Annotated in this window: 21 protein-coding genes; 4 read left to right on the top strand and 17 right to left on the bottom strand. The window is 58.6% G+C overall.

The window, feature by feature from the left end:
- Window positions 1–107: 107 nt before the first annotated feature.
- On the top strand, window positions 108–860 hold the full coding sequence (locus X728_RS159375) for a GGDEF domain-containing protein (RefSeq protein WP_023729554.1): 753 nt from the start codon (window positions 108–110) through the stop codon (window positions 858–860).
- A gap of 305 nt (window positions 861–1,165) precedes the next feature.
- Here X728_RS159375 and X728_RS0134395 read toward each other — a convergent pair whose 3' ends face one another.
- The 6 genes from X728_RS0134395 to X728_RS01000000166400 form a co-directional block, all read right to left on the bottom strand.
- Entirely contained in the window at window positions 1,166–1,588 is a 423-nt protein-coding gene (locus X728_RS0134395) for an acetate/propionate family kinase (RefSeq protein ID WP_023830908.1), read from the bottom strand.
- Between the two features lie 1,060 nt (window positions 1,589–2,648).
- On the bottom strand, window positions 2,649–2,825 hold the full coding sequence (locus X728_RS1000000170930; protein WP_155929682.1) for a hypothetical protein: 177 nt from the start codon (window positions 2,823–2,825) through the stop codon (window positions 2,649–2,651).
- A gap of 729 nt (window positions 2,826–3,554) precedes the next feature.
- Window positions 3,555–3,869 (bottom strand): hypothetical protein, encoded by a 315-nt coding sequence (locus X728_RS1000000172225; RefSeq protein WP_155923930.1) that lies wholly within the window; start codon window positions 3,867–3,869, stop codon window positions 3,555–3,557.
- Between the two features lie 117 nt (window positions 3,870–3,986).
- A complete protein-coding gene (locus X728_RS0134400; RefSeq protein WP_023670916.1) occupies window positions 3,987–4,232 on the bottom strand; it encodes a hypothetical protein in 246 nt (81 codons plus the stop codon).
- Window positions 4,233–4,330: 98 nt separating this feature from the next.
- Window positions 4,331–4,558: a hypothetical protein gene (locus X728_RS159345; RefSeq protein WP_245263537.1), complete on the bottom strand. Its 228-nt coding sequence runs from the start codon at window positions 4,556–4,558 to the stop codon at window positions 4,331–4,333.
- On the bottom strand, window positions 4,551–4,973 hold the full coding sequence (locus tag X728_RS01000000166400) for a hypothetical protein (RefSeq protein ID WP_245263538.1): 423 nt from the start codon (window positions 4,971–4,973) through the stop codon (window positions 4,551–4,553). Before X728_RS01000000166400 ends, X728_RS159345 begins: the two co-directional genes overlap by 8 nt.
- A gap of 53 nt (window positions 4,974–5,026) precedes the next feature.
- On the opposite strand from X728_RS01000000166400, the gene X728_RS159340 reads away from it, so the two are divergent.
- The gene (locus tag X728_RS159340) at window positions 5,027–5,539 is read left to right on the top strand and encodes a response regulator (RefSeq protein ID WP_023753040.1); all 513 of its coding nucleotides are present in this window, start codon (window positions 5,027–5,029) and stop codon (window positions 5,537–5,539) included.
- 1,295 nt (window positions 5,540–6,834) lie between these two features.
- Here the strand turns inward: X728_RS159340 and X728_RS1000000172045 are convergent.
- Window positions 6,835–7,095 (bottom strand): aminotransferase class I/II-fold pyridoxal phosphate-dependent enzyme, encoded by a 261-nt coding sequence (locus X728_RS1000000172045; protein WP_081732334.1) that lies wholly within the window; start codon window positions 7,093–7,095, stop codon window positions 6,835–6,837.
- 523 nt (window positions 7,096–7,618) lie between these two features.
- Between X728_RS1000000172045 and X728_RS159335 the strand changes: the two genes are divergently transcribed.
- Window positions 7,619–9,049 (top strand): hypothetical protein, encoded by a 1,431-nt coding sequence (locus X728_RS159335; protein WP_023830914.1) that lies wholly within the window; start codon window positions 7,619–7,621, stop codon window positions 9,047–9,049.
- Window positions 9,050–9,338: 289 nt separating this feature from the next.
- On the opposite strand, the gene X728_RS159330 is transcribed toward X728_RS159335, so the two are convergent.
- From X728_RS159330 to X728_RS159290, 9 genes are all read right to left on the bottom strand, one after another.
- A complete protein-coding gene (locus tag X728_RS159330) occupies window positions 9,339–10,634 on the bottom strand; it encodes an HlyD family type I secretion periplasmic adaptor subunit (RefSeq protein WP_348528062.1) in 1,296 nt (431 codons plus the stop codon).
- 71 nt (window positions 10,635–10,705) lie between these two features.
- The gene (locus X728_RS159325; protein ID WP_023737037.1) at window positions 10,706–12,418 is read right to left on the bottom strand and encodes a type I secretion system permease/ATPase; all 1,713 of its coding nucleotides are present in this window, start codon (window positions 12,416–12,418) and stop codon (window positions 10,706–10,708) included.
- Window positions 12,419–12,753: 335 nt separating this feature from the next.
- Complete coding sequence (locus tag X728_RS159320) at window positions 12,754–13,668, bottom strand: class I SAM-dependent methyltransferase (RefSeq protein ID WP_245266077.1); 915 nt, start codon at window positions 13,666–13,668, stop codon at window positions 12,754–12,756.
- Window positions 13,669–13,739: 71 nt separating this feature from the next.
- Window positions 13,740–14,999 carry a polysaccharide biosynthesis/export family protein gene (locus X728_RS159315; RefSeq protein WP_023681046.1) on the bottom strand — a complete coding sequence of 420 codons (1,260 nt, stop codon included), beginning with the start codon at window positions 14,997–14,999 and terminating at the stop codon, window positions 13,740–13,742.
- On the bottom strand, window positions 14,986–16,263 hold the full coding sequence (locus tag X728_RS159310; protein ID WP_023741171.1) for a hypothetical protein: 1,278 nt from the start codon (window positions 16,261–16,263) through the stop codon (window positions 14,986–14,988). The genes X728_RS159315 and X728_RS159310 overlap by 14 nt, the downstream gene beginning before the upstream one ends.
- Window positions 16,260–17,264, bottom strand: coding sequence for an SDR family NAD(P)-dependent oxidoreductase (locus X728_RS159305; protein ID WP_023711226.1), 1,005 nt, complete (start codon window positions 17,262–17,264; stop codon window positions 16,260–16,262). Before X728_RS159305 ends, X728_RS159310 begins: the two co-directional genes overlap by 4 nt.
- Before the next feature lie 44 nt (window positions 17,265–17,308).
- Window positions 17,309–17,983, bottom strand: a complete 675-nt coding sequence (locus X728_RS159300; protein WP_023681043.1) for a sugar transferase — start codon at window positions 17,981–17,983, stop codon at window positions 17,309–17,311.
- Window positions 17,980–19,131 carry a DegT/DnrJ/EryC1/StrS family aminotransferase gene (locus X728_RS159295; protein WP_023670904.1) on the bottom strand — a complete coding sequence of 384 codons (1,152 nt, stop codon included), beginning with the start codon at window positions 19,129–19,131 and terminating at the stop codon, window positions 17,980–17,982. The genes X728_RS159300 and X728_RS159295 overlap by 4 nt, the downstream gene beginning before the upstream one ends.
- Window positions 19,132–19,180: 49 nt before the next feature.
- Window positions 19,181–19,909 (bottom strand): NDP-sugar synthase, encoded by a 729-nt coding sequence (locus X728_RS159290; RefSeq protein ID WP_023681041.1) that lies wholly within the window; start codon window positions 19,907–19,909, stop codon window positions 19,181–19,183.
- A gap of 634 nt (window positions 19,910–20,543) precedes the next feature.
- Here X728_RS159290 and X728_RS159285 point away from each other — a divergent pair.
- Window positions 20,544–21,221, top strand: coding sequence for a response regulator transcription factor (locus X728_RS159285; RefSeq protein WP_023670902.1), 678 nt, complete (start codon window positions 20,544–20,546; stop codon window positions 21,219–21,221).
- 101 nt (window positions 21,222–21,322) lie between these two features.
- Here the strand turns inward: X728_RS159285 and X728_RS159280 are convergent, their stop codons facing one another.
- Window positions 21,323–23,041, bottom strand: a complete 1,719-nt coding sequence (locus tag X728_RS159280; RefSeq protein ID WP_023824741.1) for a PAS domain S-box protein — start codon at window positions 23,039–23,041, stop codon at window positions 21,323–21,325.
- Window positions 23,042–23,162 lie beyond the last annotated feature (121 nt).

Below are 23,162 nucleotides of genomic sequence, written 5' to 3' on the forward strand. Positions count from 1 at the left end.
CGGGCCGATGGTAGGTGATTGCGCCATTACTAAAATTGTATGTTTCCTCGAAACTGAAAGTGCAGCACCTTGGCCTTATGACAGCCGATCAGGCGGGAGATTGGCTAATGATGACACCAATGGCGAATAGCTCGCCCCGGCAATGGAAAGATATCGCATGGCTGACTGCCCTGGGATCGGCGGGAATTCTGCTCCTCTCGGTTGGCCTAAATTATCTGCTTCTGTTCTCGGAAGCCTTGACGCCGTTCGGCCGCAGCATGGTCACAGCGATCCTGTTGCCGGTCATCGTCGGTGGCCCGCTTTTGCTGTTCATTGGCCTGCAGCGGACCGAGCTCGTCCGTTATCGAAGAGAACTCAACAAGTCGGCGACCTTTGACAGCCTGACAGGCTGCCTCAACCGGACAGTCTTCACGTCGATGGTCGAAAGGAGAGCAACCAGGCCGGAATCGTCTGGTCCAAGATCTGGCGCCTTCCTGGTCATTCATCCCGAACACATCAGGTCCATCAATCTGCGCTTCGGCCTTGGCTGGGGTGACGAAGCCTTGCGGCTCATAGCCTCGACCATCCAGTCATCGGTACGCAAGGAAGATCTGGTGGGCCGGATCGGAACCTCCATGTTCGGGGTCTTTCTGCCCGGTGCGACAGAAGACGACGCCAGGGAGATCGGCGACCGTATCCGGGCGCGCGTGGCCCAAGCCTATTTCGCGCCAAAAGGAACCGCGGACACGCTGACCATCAGCGTCGGCGGCGTGGTGTTTGAAAACGAGTTGGAATTCGAGGACATGTTCCGATCGGCGGAATCGCTGTTATCCGGCGTCGAACGCCAGCCCGGATTTCAATTGTCGCACCTCCACAACTAGCTGAAACAAGTCGTTGCCGGAGGAACACCGCCGCAAATGTCTTGCCGCACGGCTGCGGCAGCGATCATCTTGGCCCTTGTTGCCAAACCGGACGATTGACCCATGGGGCGGTTTCAACCCGTGGGAGGTCTGGTTCCTGACGGTGCTGACGGCATCGCCGCGCATCGCTGGCAGCATTTGCCGGACCGATCAAGTTCTGGTTGCCGCTGGTTGCAGCAACCTTGATCGCCTTGATGGCCGGCTATGGGACCATGCTCCTGCCGCCGAACTCCTGACAGGCCGAGACACCCGCCGCGCGAGTAGCATCAGGTTCGGCGCTCAGGGCACGAGCGACAAAGCTTGAGGCACACAGATAGCAGCTGGATCCCCACGGCTCTCTCTTCATCGGTGGGGATCACAAGCGCGTCGACGTCGGAACCAGCAAGGCTGATGACCTCGTCGCCTCGCCCATTCAGCTTGTGGTCGATATTAACCGCAAGCCAGCCGGCCACAGCCCCGGCCCTCTCTCGAATATATGGCGCGTTTTGGCGTATGCCTGCCTTGAACACCAGCGTGTCCAGTCCGCCTATCGCAGCGGCCAGCGACCCGATCTCGCGTGCGATACGATAGACGAAGAGATCGACTGCTTCGGCGGCAAGAGGATCATCGGAGTCGATTAGCGTCCGCGTACCACCGGATATCCCTGACACTCCGAGCAGGCCGGATTGCTCGTAGAGAAGGGTGACCAATCGTCCGTCTGCAGCTTCCGGTCATTCAGCTGCGCGCTTTGCCCCAGCCAGGCCACGCGCCTTTCTCGTTCGCCGGGCTTTGGGCTTACAATTCCAATCTCGACATAACCAGCTGCACCATCATCACATGATCAACAGCCTCTCATTCTCTACCAGGCATACTATGACGCCTGGCTGGACCCGGGGACCAAAGGACCAGCCTCAAGGACATTCTCAGCCACGACTTCGACGGTCAGCTGCAGTTCAACCGCGTTGGACGTGAGGTGAACACGAGCGCCGTCAACAAATTTCCCAACGACCATCCCGGCCTGGTCGGGCGGAGCCGGCGACTTTTTCTGTTCGCCGAAATCGTCAAGCACGCCCCTGCTGGGGCGAAGCTTTCTAAAGCACGCGCCGACCACATATTTTAGGAGGGCGGGATGACAGAGCGTGAGCAAGAGATCGTCGCGAATGCATGGGCACTGGCTACGGGCGCACAACAAATCCTAGAGGCGCTTCTCATCATGCTGAAAAAGTCGGGAACGTCGCGCGACCTTCGATTGCCGGGTAGCCGGGAAGTGGACCATCAGTTAAGGGTCCGTAGCTAGACCGTGATAAAGCAGCAAACACACTATCATAGAAACGGCGCTGCCTAGCAGCTGGTCTGCCGTCAGGCCGGAAAAATAGACAAGATGAAACGCCACCAACGCTCTACCAATCACGGTTCGGAACACTGCCGAAATGACCGTTAGACGGCGCTAATGTTCCGGTCTGGATTCGCTACCGCTTTGGAAGCATTCTGCACTCGGGGGAGAGGGCGTGGGCAAAGTCCAGCGTCATCAAGGTGCGGATCAGGCCGACCGCTGGCGCAAGAACGCAAAGGGGCGGTGGATGTGGCGACGGCAATATCTGCCGGCGCTGGTGATGGTTCCCTGACCGGCTCATCCCAGCTGGCTGGCTGAGTGGCACCCGCACGGCCGGCGCGGGGAGCTGCGATATCAAGGGCAACATTTCCACCAGTACCGATGAGCGATTTATCACGTTCCAGGGCAGGAGCATTACTGGAAAACGACGATCAGTTTCAGTACAGCGAGCGCTGGCTGTGCAGCGAGGCAGAGGCATGGGCCGCCGGCTGGCGCAAAGCAAGGCGGTAGCGCGGTAGCCACCACCATGTGCAGGCCCACCAGCCCGTCATCATGGTCCGAACCTGATCGCACCCGCCGACCTTGGTCTCAACGTCGTTGATTGGCACTGCCACGCGGCTTTCCTTCATTCGCATGGTTCGCAGACATTAGCATGATCGCATACTCTCATCATCCGGCGTCGTCTCCCTCACAAAGCAGCGCCGGTAAGGCTCGGCGCCCTTTTTGTTTGTCCCATGTGCCAAAGGAGGTCGCCGGGCCTGCCGTTGCTCATCTTTGCGGGTTGCTCCTGATGGCTCCGCTTGGCGCCGTGGCCCTGCGTCTTCCTTCGGGTAAGGCCGGCGAGGCGCTTGTCAGACGGCCTGGCATGTAGGATTATGGTCCTCGTTGCGGCGACGCCCTCAATGGAGAGCGCCAATGGCCAGAACAAACCTTCCGAACAGCTTTCCCGGGCTGAAATCGAGCGCTTCCTGGCGGCAGCCGAAGCGCTACACAAGAGCATCGGCGGGCCGCTCCTGGCGTACCACAGGGAGCACTGCCAAGCTCTACCTGAGGCCCATGGACCCCTGTTGAAGTCGATTGAGACGGTCACCGGCCTGAAGGCGCAGTTCATCCGCTGGAACGGGACAGGACCGGCACAGCCCCGGAGAAGCCTCCGGGCTGGTTCCTCGCGCAACTCTCGCGCCGCATCACCTCTAAGAGCAGTTCGAAGACGCTTTCGATTTCGCCGTTGATTTGGTCGGCAGGGATGCCAGGCTTCTCGGCCGCCGTCGTCAATTGGTCTGCTAAGTCGCTGGCGGCGATCGGATCGCCCCGCGTCACAATCGCGGCGCGGAAGGGTTTTATTAGCTCGCCCTCATCTTGACGCCGGCGCCGGCTGCTCCAAAGTCTTGGGCATCGCTCGGGGAAGTATCAAAGTTGGCGACGAGGTCGCAGTCACGGCGATTGTGCGCGGCCGGGTGACGCCCGATCGCATGAGCGTGACGATCCCCTCCTACGGCTTCCCGCATTCTGTTGTCGATTCGACTTGGAAGACTGTGATTGGCCAGCATATGGAATTGATCGGCCCTGTCACACGCATCGACGGGGACAAGGTAACCGTCAGCCTCCGGCCATTGGTGACTGTCGAGGCCGAGCACGTGCGCCTTGTCGAAAGACATGTGGCACTTCCACGCGGGCGAAAAAAGTCGCTGGTTGACAAGGCTTAAACTTCGTTGCCGACCCCAGGAACAGCCCACTGAAACTTTCTCCTTCACATCGGCTCTGGTCGCCTCCCGCTAGCTGCCGGCGCGTTGCGATATCGGCACAGTAGACGGGTTGGCATTTTCCGAACTTTCCGCCATGTCGTCGCGATGACGTTGGCGAAGGCGCTTCAGCAGATCGCGTGAGGCTTGAATCGCCCTTCGCGATTGATCCATGTTCTGGCGAAACGTGGCGCGTTCCTCCATGGACTTCTGCCACTTCAGCAAGGTGGCCGTAGTCGCAGTAGCGGCTTGAGCGATTTCTATGGGCGTTGCAACCATCGCATTCTCCCTAAAAAGGCAATGGTAAACGCAATCTTTATAGGCCCAACGAAACCCTTCTCCAATTAAAAACGACCATACGGCATACGGCAAAATGGCTATTCGTCGGGGCGCTCGACGGCAGCTTCGTCGACCTCGGCCTCCATCTCGTCGTTGACGGTCTTGGTCTTGCCAAAACCGTCCATCGCCACACCGTCAAAGCCCTGCAGCCACGCGTCGGCATGTTCCTGCCAGTAAGCTGGCACCTCACGCTCCTTGCCATCCTTGCGCGCTTGGGCGCCGTACATCCAGGCGTAGGTGGCGCGTTCCTGATCTTTCTTAGGCATGGCCATTTGCATCATCCTCCCGGAAATCCAGCAGCCTTGCGTGCCGCAGCTTCTCTTCGCCTTTGAGGGTCTCGACCCAGCCAACCAGTCCGGGCTTCAGCCACTCGGCCTTTTCCTTTTTATGTCCCTTCGGGACCGGGCCGCCAACCTTGCCCTGGACACGATCCCAAAGCGCTTGCCGCTCATCGGCATTGAAGTTGACGAGTGCGCCGCCTTTGTAGAGGCCCTTTTCAGCCATGATCACCTGGGTAGCTTTGCCGCGCTCGCGCTGTGCACCGATGATTTGCATTTCCTTTTCCTCAAAGCACTTGATCTTGCGCCAAGCGCTCGTTTGCCGCTGCGATATGGACTGCCCTTGAGCTTCGAGACCATGCCTTCTAGCCCGTCTCGTCGACCAGGTGGCAAACGGCGTCACCAGTGCGGCATCGCTCCGCTGAATTGAATGCGCCCGCCGGCAGGGATCATTTCGTGCAGGATCTCGCCGCGATCTTCGGTCGGCATCCCGCGCAGGTCATGATGCGTGGAACCCTGCCGGTTGCTGACCGTTCTCCGTCAATGGAAGCCCCGAACCAACAGAGCCAAACGATCCTCGTGGTTGACGGCGACGTCATCGCCCGATGCGTCATCGCGGACTATCTCCGCCACTGTGGCTACAGGGTGATTGAGGCCCATTTCGCACGTGAGGCGCAACAAGCGTTGAACTATGCGGAGTTCGGTGTGGACACCGTCTTGTGTGACGTTGACCTGCCGGGCAACATGAACGGGTTCCAACTGTCGAAGTGGGTTCGCGAGAACAAGCCCGAGGTCAAAATAGTGCTTTCTGCCGCAGTAGAACGAACTGCGATCGCGGCGGGCGACCTTTGTCAGGAAGGCCCGCACCTTGCGAAGCCGTATGAGCCGGCCAACGTAGTGGACCATATCAGGCGACTGCAGCGTGTTTGGAGCTTACGATCCAGGAACCCTGGTGCAAAGCGCAATTGATCTCTGTCCAGACGCCGAGAGGCTCGTCTGCATACCAATGGTGATTTAGCCCTGCGAACTGGACGCCGCTCAAAGGAAGAACGGCGTATAAGCCGCAGTCCTGAGTGCGGCCGCAACAGTGGACGGTTGTCCCGCGCAGGACGGAGGAAATTCGCCCTCCTGCGCGGGCGGTGAACGGGATACCGTAGGAGCGTCAGCATAGCGCCGGCCACAGGACGGGACGCGGCACCGACTGTCCCCGTCCGGTAGTCCGCATGTTTTGGTCGAAGCCGACCGGCTGAGATCGTGCGCATTTTGGTTCTCGACGGTACGGCCGCTGATCGGCGATGATGCAAGGACCGAGTTGCCCGGAAGAAATCGATCTGGTCTTGCACCTTTTTTGCTTCCTCATTCGCGGGGCAGCTTGTGATTTTCCAGCCTGACAGACCCTCCCCTGTCTATAAGAAATTTCCCGACGCATGAGCGCACGTCCAACACAGTGCGGACTCCAATGCTCACCGGCAGCGCGAGAATGGTAACCACCTATCTTGAGGGGAGCGCCACGTGCGTAATCAACGATGCAGGCGCTGCCAACCTCGGCATCCCCGGGAATAGCAGGCTTATAAATGAATATATCGTTGATCAACGCTATCGCCGCAGCCGCCGGGAGATGGACAGACCGCGTTCCAGCTAGGGGGATCGATGTTCCAGGCTAAAGGCATTGGCATGCCCGAATTAGAAAAAAGACCTGAATCCCGTAAAGCAGCAACAAAATGCCGAAAGCTATCCAGAAGCCCGGTCGCGTAAGCAATGCCAGATCTTTTCTTAGCTGCTCCATTCACATCAACTAACATGGCCAAGCGTCGTTCCCGTCCGCTGGGGACAAATTTCAACTAAGCTGATCGGCTTCGTCGCATAATGGCCGCGCCACTGCGGATCGAGACACCTCAGCGCCCCGCATGAGCACGCGCAACTCGATCGGAGGCGCAAGGAGAAAGTTCGGAACGGTTCCAAGAACCCCGAGCAAATTGAGCGCCGCAGCGGACGATAAGGTTCACGCATATCCCGGCGAACATCCGCACAGCAATGGTCAACATCAACGGCAGAAGGGCGTCCGAAAAGAAACGCATGCGTCACCGCCTCATCGAGAGTCACCGCAGCGGCATCCTGAATACAGGTCGGCGATCCGAAGAGCATGCATTGCGCAAGATTTTCCAGATGAACTGATGCCGAGACCGGCCCAAGCGTCCACGCTAGCCTCCAGCCGGTCATTGCATGAGACTTCGACAGGCTGTTCACAATTATCGTCCGCTCTCTCATTCCGGGAATGCTATTGAGAGGAACTCGCCGTCGAACACTGTTCTGCGGTAAACCTCATCGCTGATGATCCATAGATTGTGCCGCTCGGCAAATGTGGCAATTGTTTCCAGATCGTCCCTGCCGAACTCATATCCGCCGGGATTGTTTGGGGAATTCAGCAAGATCGCCCGCGTTCGATCTCCTACCGCTGCTCTGAGAATATCCTCGGATGCCTTCCGCCGCGCATTTTGCAGCGATAGTTTGACGGGTCGGACCACTGCTCAATCGGCGCGTATTGCCGCTTCGTATGTAGATACCAAGGCTCGAGGCAAAGCACCTCGTCGCCAGCTCCGGCAACGGAAGCTTAGTGTGATTGAGCGGCCAGGCGGCCGGTCCCCAATTCGTTCGAATGATGCGCTTGCCTCGCCAATGTCGCATGGTGAGTCAGCCGGCAAACCAAAACACTCAACCGCCGGTTAGGCCCGGCCGCCTGATGCGCCCCACAAGAGGCTGTGCCGGGCCGTTCGTCGGGGCTTCTGCACCTGAGCGTTAATGTGCCCAGGCAACACACCATTGACGCCAAGACGATGGCAAGAAGGGGAGCCGCGCAGTCCTCAAGAATAAGTCAGCAGGCACCTAGACCGATGTAGGGCCTTCCAATCGCAGCTCTCGGCTCCTCGCGGCGCCGGCGCCCTGGCATCGTTTGATTGAACGAAGACGCTGAGTTGAGCTCTCGATACAAAAGCATCTCAGTCCTCGTGCCTCAATGGTTCCGGGCATGCGGCTGCAGGGGATGAAGTTATGAAGTTCAGGGATTTGATCAGACGCGCCGAGGACAATGTGGAGAGGTCGTTCGACGATCTCGAAGCTGACTTGGCTAACGCTGTCGACCAGTGCCTCGATTTGGAGGATGTCGCCGACGTGCCAAACATGGCAGGCGACAACAACGAACAGGATGACAGCGTACGGAGTGAGGGCGGTGCCGGCGACGACGATGATAGCTCGCCGATACCAGCGCATCGGCTGACCTCACACACGCAGAGCCGAATTGCTGCCGTGAGCTCGTTTAACGGCTTGTTCCACGATGCCAAGCTCCATTTCGAGGACATCAACGCAAAAATTTCCGAAATTACAGGCACATGTCAACTGACGTTCGAGTTTTTTCACATCCTTCACGCGGACATTCTCCGTGCGAACGAACTGGAGCTGGCGAATCAAAATCTGATCGCAGATCAAAGGAACTTGTCGGAAACACTCAATGACCTGAACAGACGGTACTGTGAGCGTCAAGGCACCATCGAGACATTGCAGCAGCGCCAGGCAAGCCTTGTTCAGGAGTGTGAAGTGCTCCGTGGCGCGTTGGCCGCGGCAAGGCTGGAGCTGGTCGAAGCGGCGAACACCACCACAAAGAACGAAGCGGAATTTGGCGACCTCACGAACATGCTTGCCGCCGCAAATGTCGAGGCCGACAGGCGCTCCCGAGAGAACAAACAGCTGCGTGAAAAAAATGTGAGCCTGTCTATTGACCTGGAAAAGGCCATGAAGCGGGAGGAAGAGGCACGGCATAGGCTGGATGCCTTCTCGACGATCCATGCCAACGAAGCTGCGCGAAATTCCGAAATGCTGAGTGCGCTCGGCAAGAGCGAAAAAGAGGCAATCAAATTGCACACCTCACTCGAGGTTGCGCAGGCCAAGTTATGGGAGGTGACCGAAGCAGCCAGGATTATGCAGGCGGACATGGATGGCGAGCTTAAACGCTGCCAGGCTGAGAACCGAGGATTGCGCTCAGAAGTTCAAAGCCTCCAATCGCGCTTCGAACTCGCCTCAATCGCAAACAACGAGGCCGCGGCCGAGATCGCCAGGCTCCAGCTACAATGGAGCGACGCCCTGGCGGAAAAACAGGTGACTGACGAAAGGTTGGCCGCACTCGCTGAGGAGGCCGAAACCAACAAGGTGAACCTTTCCAAGATCACCGCAGATTTTGCGCAACTGTCCATGCAGCAGGCGTCCGATCAGATTGAACTCGATGTGAGACGGCAGGAATGTGAGGACTTGCGGGTCGAAATTGCCTCGGTCAATGCTCGGGTCAGGGAATTGCTGCCCTACAAGAGGTCGCATGGAAGCGCGAACGCCTTGCCGCATACATCTGACGTGGCAAATGTAGCGGTGACTGCAGACCGAACGGTGCATGCCGCACGCCGTGTCCGCCGGAGGGCCCTCGCCGCGTCGTAGGGGCAAAGAACCTCTCCTCGTGAGGCAATTGCCCCTGTCGATGATCGTGGAACGGTATGCGCTCTTTGTTGCGCAAAAGATGACAGGACGCTAACGCTGTTGTCGGAGCAGGACTTGGTGAGGCGGCCAGGAAAATCCTGTTGGGGCCTTGTAGCCGGGACAATGTCCCAGACGAGCTCGCGCGTCGTCCGCCGGCGTCACCCCTGTCCGGCATCACGTCGCCTACCAGCCAGTATGTCAGCAAGCACGCCTGCAGTGTGCCCGCGGTCGACCGCCCACAGCCGCCATGTCATTGCCGGAAAGCCCTCGACATCTGGTCGGTAAGTGGCTTCAGCAGATAAGACCAGACGCTGTGTTCGTCCGTACTTATGTGAACCTCCGCTGGCATACCGGGTTTGAGCACTTTGGCATCGGTCAGACATGTGGACTTGTCTTCGACATTGATGCGCGCCGAGAAATAAGAAAGCTGGCGCTGTTGATCTTTTATCAGGTCCGCCGAGATGCGCTTGACAGACCCTTGGCAGGCAGGCGTGGTACCGGCGTCGAAAGCCGGAAACCGGATCGAGACCCGCTGACCTGGACGAACGTCATCTATGCGCGACGGCGCAATCAGCGCGTCGACCACAAGGTTGCCGGTGTCAGGGACGATCATCATCAGAACTTCGCCCGCGGCAATCACGCCGCCGATCGTGTGAATGGAAGATTCCTGTACCGTTCCCGATTGCGGAGCGCGGATGGTGGTTTTGGCCAGTTCGTCCTGCGCCACAACCTTGCGCTCGCTGAGTTCGGTCTGCTTGGCTTCCGTTTCACGAAGTTCGCTCGTTACGTCACTACGCCTTTGTTCATCGAGCTGAAGTATCTGCAGTTCGGTCTCGCTGATCCTGGCCTGCGCCTCGGCAACCGCCGCCGCGAGGCGCCCTGATTCTCCGTGCGCCCGGGTGGCATCCAGTCTGATGTTGCTAAGTCGCTCTTTGGACACCAGCTTCTTTGTAAAAAGCGCCTGTACATCGACAAGATCGCCATCCAGCAGGACCACGGATTGTTCTTCCGCGGTCTGTTGCGCCTTGAGTCCCTCAACTTGGCGTTCGAGTTGCTTTGAGCGGCTTTGCAACTGTGCCTTCTGCCCGTTGAGGGCCGTAGCGCGGCTGTCGAACAGCGTGCGCTCGCCGTTCACCAGCGCAGCCAGCTCCGGCTCGCCCATTCGCGCTTGAAGGCTGAACGGAAGCTGCATCTCCGACAGGCCTTGCCGCTCTGCCTCCAGCCGCACAAGCCGAACCGTTGCCCGATCAAGATCCTTGCTAATTATCTGCAGATTGGCCCGTGTCAGTGTGTCGTCCAACCGTGCCATCACATCGCCGGCCCGTACATGATCCCCATCTTGCGCGAAGATGCCCCCTATCGTGCCGCCCGTCAGATGCTGGACCTTCTTTATGTTGCTCTCGACCACCACGGTCGCAGGCGCAATTACCGCGCCAGCAATCTTGGTCAGACCGAGCCAGAGCCCGCCGCCGGCAATTAACGTAACCGTGACCGCCGCCCCCAGGATCAGGTTGGCCCTGATTCCATCGCGCGTGCCCGAAATCATCGCGTTGCGCCGGCTCCCATTGCCGATCGGGGCCGATGGAGCCATCGTCGCCTCAGACAAAAAAATATTCCTCATGCGTGACCGCTCACCCCTTTGTGCATCGCGACGGCCGCTGCCGGGCGTTCAACCGGCGCAGCAAAGGGGCGGATGACGTTGGCCAGGACCTCCTCGCGTGAGCCGAAGGCGTGAAGCATCCCATTGGACATTACGAGTACCCTGTCGATGTTGGTAAGGGCAGAAGGACGGTGCGCAACTACGATGACGATGCCTCCACGTCTGCGCACTGCCAGGATCGCGCCGGCCAAGGCGGTATCGCCATCGACGTCCAGATTTGAATTCGGCTCGTCCAGAACGACAAGAAACGGATCGCCGTAAAGTGCCCTTGCAAGCCCTACGAGTTGCCGCTGTCCAGCCGACAAGGCTGTTCCTCCCTCGCCCATGCGTGTTTGAAAACCGTTCGGCAATCGCATTATCATTTTGTCGACGCCCGCTGCCTTGGCAGCTGCCAGCACGCCCTTGGCGTCGCCCTTCCCGCCAAATCGCGAAATGTTATCGGCAACCGTTCCATCAAACAGTTCGACGTCCTGGGGCAGGTAGCCAATATGTGCTCCAAGGTGTTCTTGGTCCCATTGGTCAAGCGAGGCGTCGTCCAGCCTCACCGTGCCGCGAAGTGGCTGCCAGACGCCCACCAGCGCGCGCACAAGCGTGCTTTTGCCAGAGCCGCTCGGGCCGACAACGGCCATTCCCGTCCCTGCAGCCAGGCGGAAGTTGACATTGGCTACCGTCGGTTTTTGCTGGCCCGGTGGCGCTATGGTCAGGTCCTCGACCGCAAGCTCCGCTTGGGGGCGCGGAAGTTCCATATGTTCGTCCCGGTCAGGAAAAGCGGCCAGCGCCGTTGCCAGTTGCGAATAGCTTTGCCGGAACGCGGCGAAGCCTCGCCAGTTCGCGATAGCGGCGTCAACAGGAGCCAATGAGCGACCCAGCAAGATGGAGGATGCGATGATCACACCTGGCGAGGCTTCGCCTCCTATCACCAGGTAGGCACCCAGTCCAAGAACGCAGGACTGCAAGGCCAAACGCAGTGCCCTAGAGAGTGCCCCGGTGGCGCCGACGACGTCGGAAAGCCTCTCTTGGTGCCGCAGATATGCGTTATTGATCTCGCCCCAGCGGTGGGCAAGCCGTGCGGAAAGGCCCATCGCGCGTACGACTTCCGCGTTGCGGCGTCCGGATTCGGCGAGATTGCGTTGCGACACCAGCGTCTCGGACGCGCGTGTCACCGATGTGCGGCCAAGAACTTCCGCCATGACCGTGAGCAGCACGACAATGATCGCACCGCTTGTGGACAACAGACCGAGCGCAGGATGCAGGAAATAGATGATCAGCAGGTAAAATGGAATCCACGGAGCGTCGAATATAACAGTCGGCCCCATTCCGGAAAGGAAGCCGCGTAACTGATCGAGATCACGGAGGGGCTGTATCCGGTTCGCATCCTGCCCGCCAATGAGCGGCAAGGACAGCGAGAGGCCGAACACCCTCTGCTTCAAATTCCTATGGACACGATTGCCCACTCGAACCAGCAGGCGCAGCCGCACGAAATCCAGCAGCCCGTAGACAGCGTAAAGACCCAGCATTCCGATGGTGAACCCGACAAGCGTCGGAACGCTCTGCGAAGGTAAAACGCGATCGTAAATTTGCAGCATATAGACCGAGCCGGTCAGGGCGAGAAGGTTTATGACTGCCGAGAAGATGCCGACGCCTACCAGGCCAGGCACGGTCCCAAGCATTGCGCCTCGCAGATCCGACGAACTCCTTCCACCAGGGTTCATAGGCTTCGACCTCCCGTGAGAGATCGTTGCGCAAGCTCACTGGCCCCACTGGGCACCGACAATCTCTTGCTGTTCAGGAGCGTATCCCCTTAGCCTTCTAATATTACGCCCCACTAACATGCTTGGACTTTAGTCAAAATGTAGCAAAATCGTGGCGCTGCCCTCAGAAACCCGGAACCCACATGTCAAATCGGGGGAAAACTGCCGTTCCATGGTATTTGGGCGGGGCTTCATGCCGGGCGGAGCGGCCCAAGAAAACCACCCCCTGCCCTTTTTCGGGACATTTTCGCGCTTTAGCGCTTCCTCGCAACAACCAGGAAGTGTTGCGCCAGCTGGCCAGGAACGCAAAGCCTTCTGCAGGCCTTCTCGACAGGCTGCATCATCATTTCACAGAACCCTGGCAACAGGTTTCCCGGCCGAGGCAGGTAACCGTACGGTATCGTCTGCTCGACGGTGAATCCCGAGGCAGTCAGGAGGGCCTTGAACCTCGCCGCGCTCAGCGTGTGGCGAATTGTGCGTCCAGACACTCGATTGAGCAGCCGGCACGCCAGGCCGACGGGCGACGTCGCATTCATGTGAACGTTGCACACAAGCCGCCCGCCATCTTTCAGGTGCTCATTGATCGCTTTCAGTGCATGCCATTTCAGTTCATCCTCTGCGTTCAGGAAAAAACGAAATGCGGTTACCACATCGAACGTCATACCCAAATTCTCCCTTGTCACGTCGACGTGACGCAAACTCACATTGGGCGGTACTTGAGCGCTGTCGAGCATAGTTCTGGAAACGTCGGCGCCAACCACCTCGCTGAAGAGGCCGGCGGCTACCTCGGCGATGCGACCTGTTCCGCATGCGAAATCGAGGCAGTTTCGGCTCGCTCCGCTCAAGGGGCGAAGAACGTTGAGGATCAGGGGCTTTTCGATGTTCTCCCAAAGCGCGCCATAATAGCCGGAACTGTGCGTTTTGTTGTAATGTAGGCCGTAGCCGGGCGCGCAATGGCTGGTCCTATAGCCGTCCGACACCCAGCCGCCCTGCGCATTGCTCTCCTTGCTGGACGTAAATTCCTGCCAATTTCCGGACTCACCGGCGCGCGACCTGGACCGCACAATTCGCGCTGACGGCATATGGGAAGCATAACTTGCAGACTGCGTCATCTGATCCGCGTTCGTTGAGGGTGTCAGGGTCGCTCCCTGGTTGAAAATGCGCCTCACCTTGGATCTCCGTTCAGTTGGGTTCGCCCCCCCGATAGAACAGTAAGCTCCGCACGGACTGCGCTGACGCCCTATTGGACTGCCACACTTTGCAGTTCACTGCTGAATCTGGCTTCGAGAGTATCCCCCGGCAGCACAATCGCATCTTCGTCAACCAACAGCTTGCGCCATTCATTGCCGATCTTGCGCACGATGGTCACCTGGGCCCGTACCGTTTCGCCGGCAATCGGCAATGGCTGTGTGGATGCTCCGGTCGGCTGCAGCTTCTCGCTGGCGGCATGGAGCCTGGCGGTGACATCCGCTAGCCGAGCGTTGGTGTCCTTCAGATCCGTCAGCAAGCCAATCCTTCTTTGATTGTCGTTGCGTTCGTGCTGTCTGACAAAGTCCTCCTGCTGGCGTCGCGCCCTCATCAGCTCGACCGAGGTTTGAAGCGCGCCGCTTGAAGACAGAAGCAACGCGCGCCTGACATCCGCGAGCCGGGTGTTGGTCAGATTGCCTGCATCGAATGCCTTCGTCACTCGCGCCAAATCTTGCTCATCCGCCTTCACGCTCTCGCCCTCGACTCGTTCGCGTTTCTGCAAAACGCCAATTTGCTCGGCAGCGTCCGTCCGGCCCTTCTCCAGAAAATCCTGCTCTTGCCGGAAATCACTCAGCGCAACCTTTAGCGCCTCTGCTTCAGCCTGAGCCATCGCGGCTACAACGCTCGGCGAAAGAGGTGATCCCTGTGGTGTCTTCTTGTCGAAATCCGCCTGGCCCTGAAGCTCGGCGCGAATGCGGGCAGCGTGAAGGTATTCTTTCGTGTAATCTCCCCAGAGCATTTCGTAATCGCGCTTGAGATCGACCGGATCAGGCCCGGCCTGGCCCGCCCGTGATCGCAAAAAACTGAAGCCGCCGGAAACGGCCAGCGCCTGCCGTACAGTCATGAGCGGACGGTAGGCCTGTTGTCCTGGGGTGAGCACATCGCCCGTTACATAGATCGGGCGATAGTCCGCTATGATTGCTGTGACATCGTCGGGCTCGACAGTAACTGTCTGCTCCCGCCCGTCAGTCAGACGCACGTGAAAAATCTTGCTTGGCAAGAGCTCTTGCATTCGCCTTTGCAATTGAGACGCCGTCAGGCCTGCGACCATGATCATCCCCGCCTCCGGAAGGGCGATATTGCCATCCATCTGGACTATGGCGCGCTGCGTCCGATCAGGGATAGGCGCTATTCCTATCTCGACCGTATCGCCAGGTGAGAGTTGATAGGGCTCGACCTCGCCTGCGCAAGCCATCGAGGTTAGCGACATCATCACGACTGCGCCAAGAACGTATCGTCTACTGAAGATCATTTGCGACAATCTCCTTCCGGTCGAACACCGGCTTCAAAGGCCATTCAACACGAGTAACGAAATCGTATACCGGGCCACCGGGCACGCCCCAGTTGCTGGACCAGACCACCTGGGAGCCGTCTGGAGACGGAGAGGCATGCGTCTCGCTCCAGTAGTCGAAGGGCGCGTTGTGCGTGTCTGCGACACGGCGGACCTCTCGACTGCCGTCTAGACGCAGCGCAATGACTTGCTGAGCGTAAGGCGCCCAATCCGGGTGCTGCGATAGTTCGGCTGGCGTGCCGCCATAACTCAGAAACACCCAGCCGGGCCTGCCGAGCGACCTGAGTGACGCATGCATGGCCTCGCCATATTTCATCAGCGAGGTAGCCTTGCCATCAGCCAAGCGGCGCTTGATCACCTGATATTTGTCAGGATCCGATTTGCTGATCCCGACATAGATTTCGCTTCCGTCGGAATCGACCGTCATGTCGCCATGGCCCGGTCGATGGTGCTCCATCCACTTCTGGCGCAATATGCCGTCGATGGAGAAGACGAAACTCGCTTCGATTCCGTCCGGTAATTGCTGGGAACACACTATGTTGATTCCGAGTGGTGAGATCGAGCAGGAGCCGGTTGTTCCCGGGAATTCGGCAAGATCGATATCGGGGAATTTCTGCCGTAGCTTTAGATCGTAGCCAAAGACCACCGCTCTGCCGTCATTGTTCGTTGCACGCACCGCAATCCGGCTGCCGTCGCGGCTCGGATTGCCTTTGTTGGGTCCAAATTTGAGGTTGGAGTACGCTCCGGAGGCGAACACGACGTCCTCATGATCGGTACGTGGGGCCCATGTCGCAATCTGCCGGCCCCCGACGCAGATCATCAACTCGGGATCGGTGGGATGCCATTCGCATTCGGTCGCGCGGTTGCGGTGGAACAAAGGCAAGTAGGTTTGTCCGTCGAGAAAGCACAGGCCACCGCAGCCATTGGCGATCAGGAGCAGGCTCTGGTCGGCATTCCAAGCCTGTGCGCTTGAGTAACGGTGGGTGCAGTACTTCTTCCCGCATACACCCGCCCGGCCGAGAACGCCCGGTCTGGTGATCCGTGCGAAAACCATGCCAGACCAAGGATCCCTTGTTTCGCGCACATAGCCCGGCAGGTTGTTCAGGACCGCAGTGGCCGCCGCCTCCGCTGCCTTGCTTTGACGGCCACCGGCAACGTAGATGTTGGGAGATATGGCACCGGCAGCCAGCAACAGCGCCAACGCATGACGGCCGCCCAGGGTCATGTCATGTAACCCACTTCGCGCCGTACCCGGCCTTCACTAAGGCGCTCGCGCCACCACGTGATTGTTCGCTCCAGCCCATCGCGCAGGCTGGTCTGTGTCCGCCATCCAGTCTCGCGTTCAAAGCGCGAGGAGTCGGCGAGCAAGGCGCGAACTTCGGAATTTTGCGGCCTCAGGCGCCTTTCATCACGACGGACCGGCTTTTTGCAATCGGTCAACTCAAGAACAATGGCCAATACGTCCGAGACGGTCGCAGCGCGTTGGCTGCCAGCGTTGTAGGCGTGGCCGAACTCGAGCTGGGCGAGACCTGCGGTCAGGAACGCTGTCGCGGTATCTTCGACATAGGTCAGGTCGCGGATCGGGCTGGTATCCCCGATCATGATTGCAGGACATTTCGGGTCGAGGACCTGCCGGATAATGGTCGGCACGATGGCGCGTTCACTCTGGCGCGGGCCATACGTGTTGAAGGGTCGCATGATGACCACAGGGACATCGAACGACCTGGCGTAGGACTCCGCCATCATGTCAGCGCCGATTTTGGACGCCGAATACGGTGACTGTCCCTGCAGGGGGTGTGTTTCGCCGATCGGCATGGTTTGGGCAGTTCCATAGACCTCGCTCGTCGAGGTATGGATCACCCGCTCCGTCTCCCACAGGCGCGCCGCTTCGAGGACATTCACCGTGCCTAAGATGTTGGTTTCCACATAGGACTGGGCAGCGGCGTAGGAGTATGGAATCGCAATAAGCGCCGCCAGATGAAAAACCGCGGCTTGGCCGCGCATGATCCGGTTAAGGAACGCACTGTCGCGGACGTCACCACGGACGAGCCTCAACTGGCTGCGGATGGTGTCCGGCAGATCGTCTAGCCATCCATGGCTGTCGAAGGAATTGTAAAGGGCAAGGGCTGTGACATCTGCCCCGTTGCGAACAAGCGCCTCCGTGACATGCGAACCGATGAATCCGTCCGCGCCGGTCACCAGGACTTTCTTTCCATTGTAGCTCATCACTGCGCATTCCTTTGGCTGTTTGGAACGCTTCCCTTGGATATTCAAACGTCGATCGGCGGTACCGGAACCCAACCGACCACTGCCAGCACTCCCCGCACCATCCACGCGAGGTCGGAGACGATGGTGCGTCGCGGATAATATGAGAGGTCCAGTGTTGCCTTGGCGGGGAACATGACCTCCCGGTAGAACACGATCGGATCTACGGATTGGGGGAAGTAATGCGCTTCGTGCCGAAAAACGACCTGGGCTGGTCCCAGCAGGCCTGGCTTGTATTGCAGCACGGCCCTAAGCTCGCCCCGGAAACAATCGGCGAAAGCCAGGCTCTCGGGCCGTGGGCCGACGATCGCCATTTCGCCTTTGAGGACATTCCACAGCTGCGGTAGTTCGTCCAGCTTCGTCGCTGCGAGAAAGCGGCCAACGGTGGTCATGCGTGTATCGCCCACGACCGTCAGCGCAAGGCCTTGAGAGCCGCAGTTCACACCGAATTTGCGAAATTTGTACATGCGGAAGGTTCGGCCGCCGGCCCCGATGCGGGTCTGAGCGAACAAGATCGAGCCACCGCCCTCGAGCAGAAGCGCTCCGGCGATCAGCAGCATCAATGGCGCCAATGCGACGGTAGCGATGCCCGCCACCGCAAGATCGATTGCGCGTCTCGCAAAGCCGTGATCAGGATTGGGAACGAACATCCGGTGAAAGGCAGGGTCTAACGCATTCATGCAGCAGTTCCTCTTTGGGCGCCTGCTTTGAGCGCGCCTGTTTTGAGCGCGGCTGCCAGGGCAGCCACGACTGATTCGGCGGCGGCGGAAGTGATCTGGGGGTGCAGCGGAATTGTGAGCTCTCGCTCAGCGAAATCCTCTGTTCGGGGCAAACTCACGCCGGGAAAGCGCTCGCGGTAGAACGTCATTTGGTGCACCGGCGGGTAGTGGATGGTGGTCTGTATGCCCTGTGTCCGCAGCTCGTCGATGACATCCTGCCGGCTCGCGTAGCGCGGCAGGACGATCGGCATGATGTGGTAAGCCGACGTCCGGGGTTCGCTAAATGGAATGACAATGGCTGGGCAACGGTCCGCGATCAGGCGTCGGTACAAGACAGCTATGATACGCCTGATTTCGTTCCACTCTTGCAGGTTCTGCAACTGAACCAGCCCTATTGCCGCTCGCATCTCGTCCATTCGGTAGTTGAACCCGAGCATCGTGACATCATATTGCGGCGTACGACTGTTCAGCCGCTGATGCGTCCCCGTGGTCATTCCGTGCCCGCGGGCCAGGCGAACCCTGTCGAGCAGATCGGGGTCACGTGCAATCACGGCGCCCCCTTCGGCCGTTGTCATGTTCTTGTTGCCATAGAAGCTGAACGCGGCCGCGGCGCCGAAGGTCCCGACTTCCCTAAGCCCGGGCGCGTGCGCAGCGTCCTCGATGATATGCAGCCCGCGAAGCCGGGCGAACCGCTGCCATTGTTCCCGATCGGCGAGATACCCGGCGAAGTGAACGAGAATGACCGCTTTCGTGCGCGTCGTGCACCGCGCTTCGGCTTCCGCAACCGAGATCAACGGCACGTCGACGGACTCGATGTCGACGAAGACCGGCGTCGCCCCTACATACAGCACCGCATTCGCCGTCGCCACGAACGTCAGCGAAGGAACCAGTACTTCGTCGCCAGGGCCGATGCCCAAAGCATGGAGGAGAAGATGGAGCGCTGCGGTGCAGGAACCAACCGCGACGCAATCTCGCGCGCCATGCATGCTGGCAAAGGCCTGTTCGAACTCTCGTACCCTGTCCCCCATCGTAAGCCAGCCGCTATCAATCACCTGCGACAGGGCTGCCTTCTCTGGCACGCCTAGGATCGGGGCGCTCACCAAGAGCATCTTGACCTCCTGAAAGCCTTGTTAGTGGCTAGACCTCTGCATCAGACTTTCATGCGGCTGCAGCGGCAGCCGCGACCTCGATTGAGGACGACTGATCTTCCCAGGCAATTGCCTGTGCATTCTGGAAGTCATCGACACGACCGATGTCGAGCCAAAGACCGTCATGCTTGTAAACATGCACGGTCGTGCCGCCCTGCATCATCTGCAGCATCAGGTCATCGAACCCAAATGGGATCCCGGACGGAATGAACCGCAGGACATCTGGGTTCATGCAGTAAATACCCATGCTGACGAGATGGGAAAGCGTCGGCTTTTCCCGGAAGAGCTGGACGGTATTGTCGATCTCGTCGATGACCCCGAAGTCCATCTTGATATGACGGCACGCCGTGGCGATCGTAACGGGATCCCTATGCAAGCGGTGCGCGGCTACAAACCGGCTCAGGCTTAGATCTGTGAGGACATCGCCGTTCAGAACGACAAATGTTTCGTTCAGTTCATCCCTAATCAGAGAGAGAGGTCCGACGGTGCCGAGTGGCTCCATTTCCTGGGTATATTTGATCTTCAAGTTCCATTGCGATCCGTCGCCGCAGACGCTCCGGATCAAATGTCCTAGATACCCTGTCGTAATATATACCTCTTCAATGCCGTTGCGCCGCAGCCACTTCAAAAGCAACTCAAGAACAGGCCTGGCCCCTATCGGCATTAATGGTTTCGGCAGGACCGATGTAAACGGTCGAAGGCGCGTACCCATCCCACCACATTGAATCACCGCTTTCATTCGATCCTCCTGATCTGCAGTTGGCTTTGTTCGGGATCGGTGTTCCATTGTCCGGCCAGGGCACACCCTCAAATCCGGCCAAACCTCGGCGGCAATCCGAACATCATATGCGAAAAGGTATGTGACAGCCGGGGCGGCTGTCGTCGTGCATTCGAATGGTAGGGATTCAAAACGTTCAAGGTATTAGATGGCCACGAGATCAACAGCCGATAGAAGCGCGATTGGGCACTGATCATGACGCCGATAAAACGAAAGCAGTTGCTTTCAAGAAAGCTGCGATCCGCCAGGGCCGGACCGGCCTACAGGTCCGGCGACAGCGGGTGGCGACATAACAGATGTCACATGATTACGATGGTCCTGAACAGCTGGCTTTGGACCCAGAAATGGGAAACCGGCATCGTTTTGCGGACGGGCACCGCACGCCAGGGTTAAAAATCTATGGATGAGCTTCGCAATTTAGTATTATATTAGACGTTCTGGATGTGCGTGGATGGGACGCTGCGGACATCACTGTGATGCGTTGACCAGTGGATGGCCGCCATTTTAGGACCACCACGGATTGTCGATCATAGGCGAATGGGAGGTTCCAGCGGGTTTTCTCGTCGGGAACCGAGTAACGCGTTGGGGTAGTTGCATGGCTCGGATCGTCATTGCCGACGATCACGGCTTATATCGGCGTGGTCTCCGGCTGGCTCTCATGGCTGGAATTCCAAGCGCCGAAATATTCGAAGCTTCGTGTTTCGATGCCGCGGTCAATCTTCTAGAGGAGCAGGCTTCCATCGATCTTGCGATCCTCGATCTGAACATGCCTGGGCTGTTCCATCAGGAAGTGCTCAGCGACTTTATGGCTGCCTATCCTGACACTCGCTTTGCGATCGTTTCCGGGGATGATTCCCGCTCGGAGATACTGACCGCGCTTTCGATCGGACTTCACGGGTATATCGTCAAATCGCAGAGCGACGAAGAAGTCGTGCTGGCTGTAAACGAAATCCTCGCTGGCCGGATCTATGTGCCATCTCTGCTATCTCGAACGTCTGCCGACCAGAGATCGCATGCCCCCCCACCTCCGGTTCAAAATCCCAGCCGCCGGCACGAGGGCTCGGGCGACGTCGCTAGGCTGACGTCTAGACAGAAGGACGTCCTCAAGCTGATGGCAGAGGGGTACTCGAATAAGGAGATTGCCCGTAATCTGGACATTGCCGAGGCGACAACGAAAATCCATGCCGCAGCCGTGCTGCGTGAGCTTGGGGTTAGAAACCGTACCGAAGCAGCTGTGTTGCTCCAAAGCTGGCTGACGAGACAGGCGAGTTGACGTATGCCCCTCGAACCGGCCCGAGTTTGCTTGCAGGAAATCGCAGCAAAGGGCCCACACCATCGGTTAATTGGCCAATTCGGCTTCGACTTGGAGGGGCTCTATTGCAATCCAAATTCCTCAATTTCTTTGCGCGATACACGCAGCGAATATCGAAGGCCATCTTCGGTTATTTCCATATTCGGGGAATGCCCGACAAGCGGCGTGCTGTCCACACCGATTATCAGTGACCCGAACCCGCGGCGTACGACTTTTGAACTCTTCCGTCGGCCCGATTCCACCCAATCGAACACGAGGTCGTCACCTTCGTCCTCGGATGCAAATCGCCACTTAACTTCGACCTTGCCATTCGGGTCACCCAGCGCACCATGTTTCACCGAGTTTGTCGTCAACTCGTGAAGGATCATCGCCAAGCCCTCGGCGGCGCCGCTTGGCACAGTGAGGGAAGGTCCACTGATCGTAATGTCGCGTGTCTCCTTGAAGGGCTGCAATTCCCGGTCCACGAGTTCATGGAGCATCCCTGACAGGTTGGCATGACGAGAAAGGATGCGATGGGTCGCCTCCAGTGTTCGAATCCAATCGATCAACATCTCCTTGTATTTGGCAACATCATTGTCGGGAATATCGATCATGTTGACCAGAGCTCTAATCACTGGAAACACATTGCTGAACCGATGGCGCTCTTCGCGCATTATGCGCTCGCGTCTCTTTACGGCGGCGCGAAGCAAAGTTGTTTGTCGACGTTCGGTCAGATCCGCCGCCACCCCGATGCGCATTTTGCGGTCGCCGTGCTCTTCCTGCCGTCCACGCAATGCAATCCAGCGTGTGTGACCATCCACTTGCCGGACGCGAATCTCGACGTCAAAGTTCAATGCCGATGAAGGCTTTGCCGAGGCGGACAACTTCGGCCAGTCGACGGGATGGATTACGGCCGAGAGTTCTTCCAAGCGGCGGACTGGGGCCGGAGGCAGACCAAGGATGTCCCAGAACTTGCCGGAGCCGGCGACTGTCCCATCCTCAATGTCTATTTGCCATGTGCCCAGGCGCCCGGCAGATACGGCGAGATCGAGCCATTCCTTCTGAGCCCGGAGGGCCTCGCGTGCCGCTTGTCGCTCGGAAATATCGTCAATCACCGCGAATACGCTCTCATTTGGCGCCTCTTCCGGCCGCGACGAAGACAGGGCCAGGTGAGCCCAGAATGCCGTGCCATCCTTGCGCAAAACGCGGATATCCGTAGCAGACGCGGTCCCATTGCCCAAATCTTCCAAAAGTTTCCGCACAGTACCTCGATCGTCGGGGACAATGAGTTCCTCCAGCTTGAGTTGGGCAAGTTCCTTGTGCGCGTAGCCGGTCATCTCCAAAAGCCGTCTATTCGACTGCAGCAGTTCGCCATGGCGATTGGTATTAGCAAAGCCCAAGGCGGCAGCGTCGATGGCACCGAGCCTCGCTTCTGCCACCCTGAGCGCACCATGCAGATCTTGTCGCAGGCGGTGGAACACAGCTGCGATCAGGCTACCCGAACCCAGAAGGAAGACGGCCCCGGTCCAGTCTCCACCAGTGAGGTGACCGTCCAACAGGTGTCGCATCCACAAGCCGGCGACCGCCATCAGAAGCGTTGCTGCGATGGCAACAAAACGGCCCTCAAGATACACGATGACAACGGTTATGGGGATAAACGCAACAAGCGGCAACGGCTGGCCGCCATATACCGTACTTATCGCCTCGAATGCTATCGATGCTGCAAACACCAAAAGCGAAGCTAGATGAGCCCACGTAGTGCTCGACACATTCGATTTGAGCCAGCGCAGGTCCGAACCCATGCGCAAAGACTACAACTTTCGGTCTAGTCCGTCGAGACTAGGCCGAAGGGGTGGCACCTAATCCCAATGCCCGATTGCCATGACTTTGCCGGCGAATAAAATCATGGTGTCAGGAGCGCTC

The sequence above is a fragment of the Mesorhizobium sp. L103C119B0 genome (assembly GCF_000502235.1).
Taxonomy (GTDB): Bacteria; Pseudomonadota; Alphaproteobacteria; order Rhizobiales; family Rhizobiaceae; genus Mesorhizobium.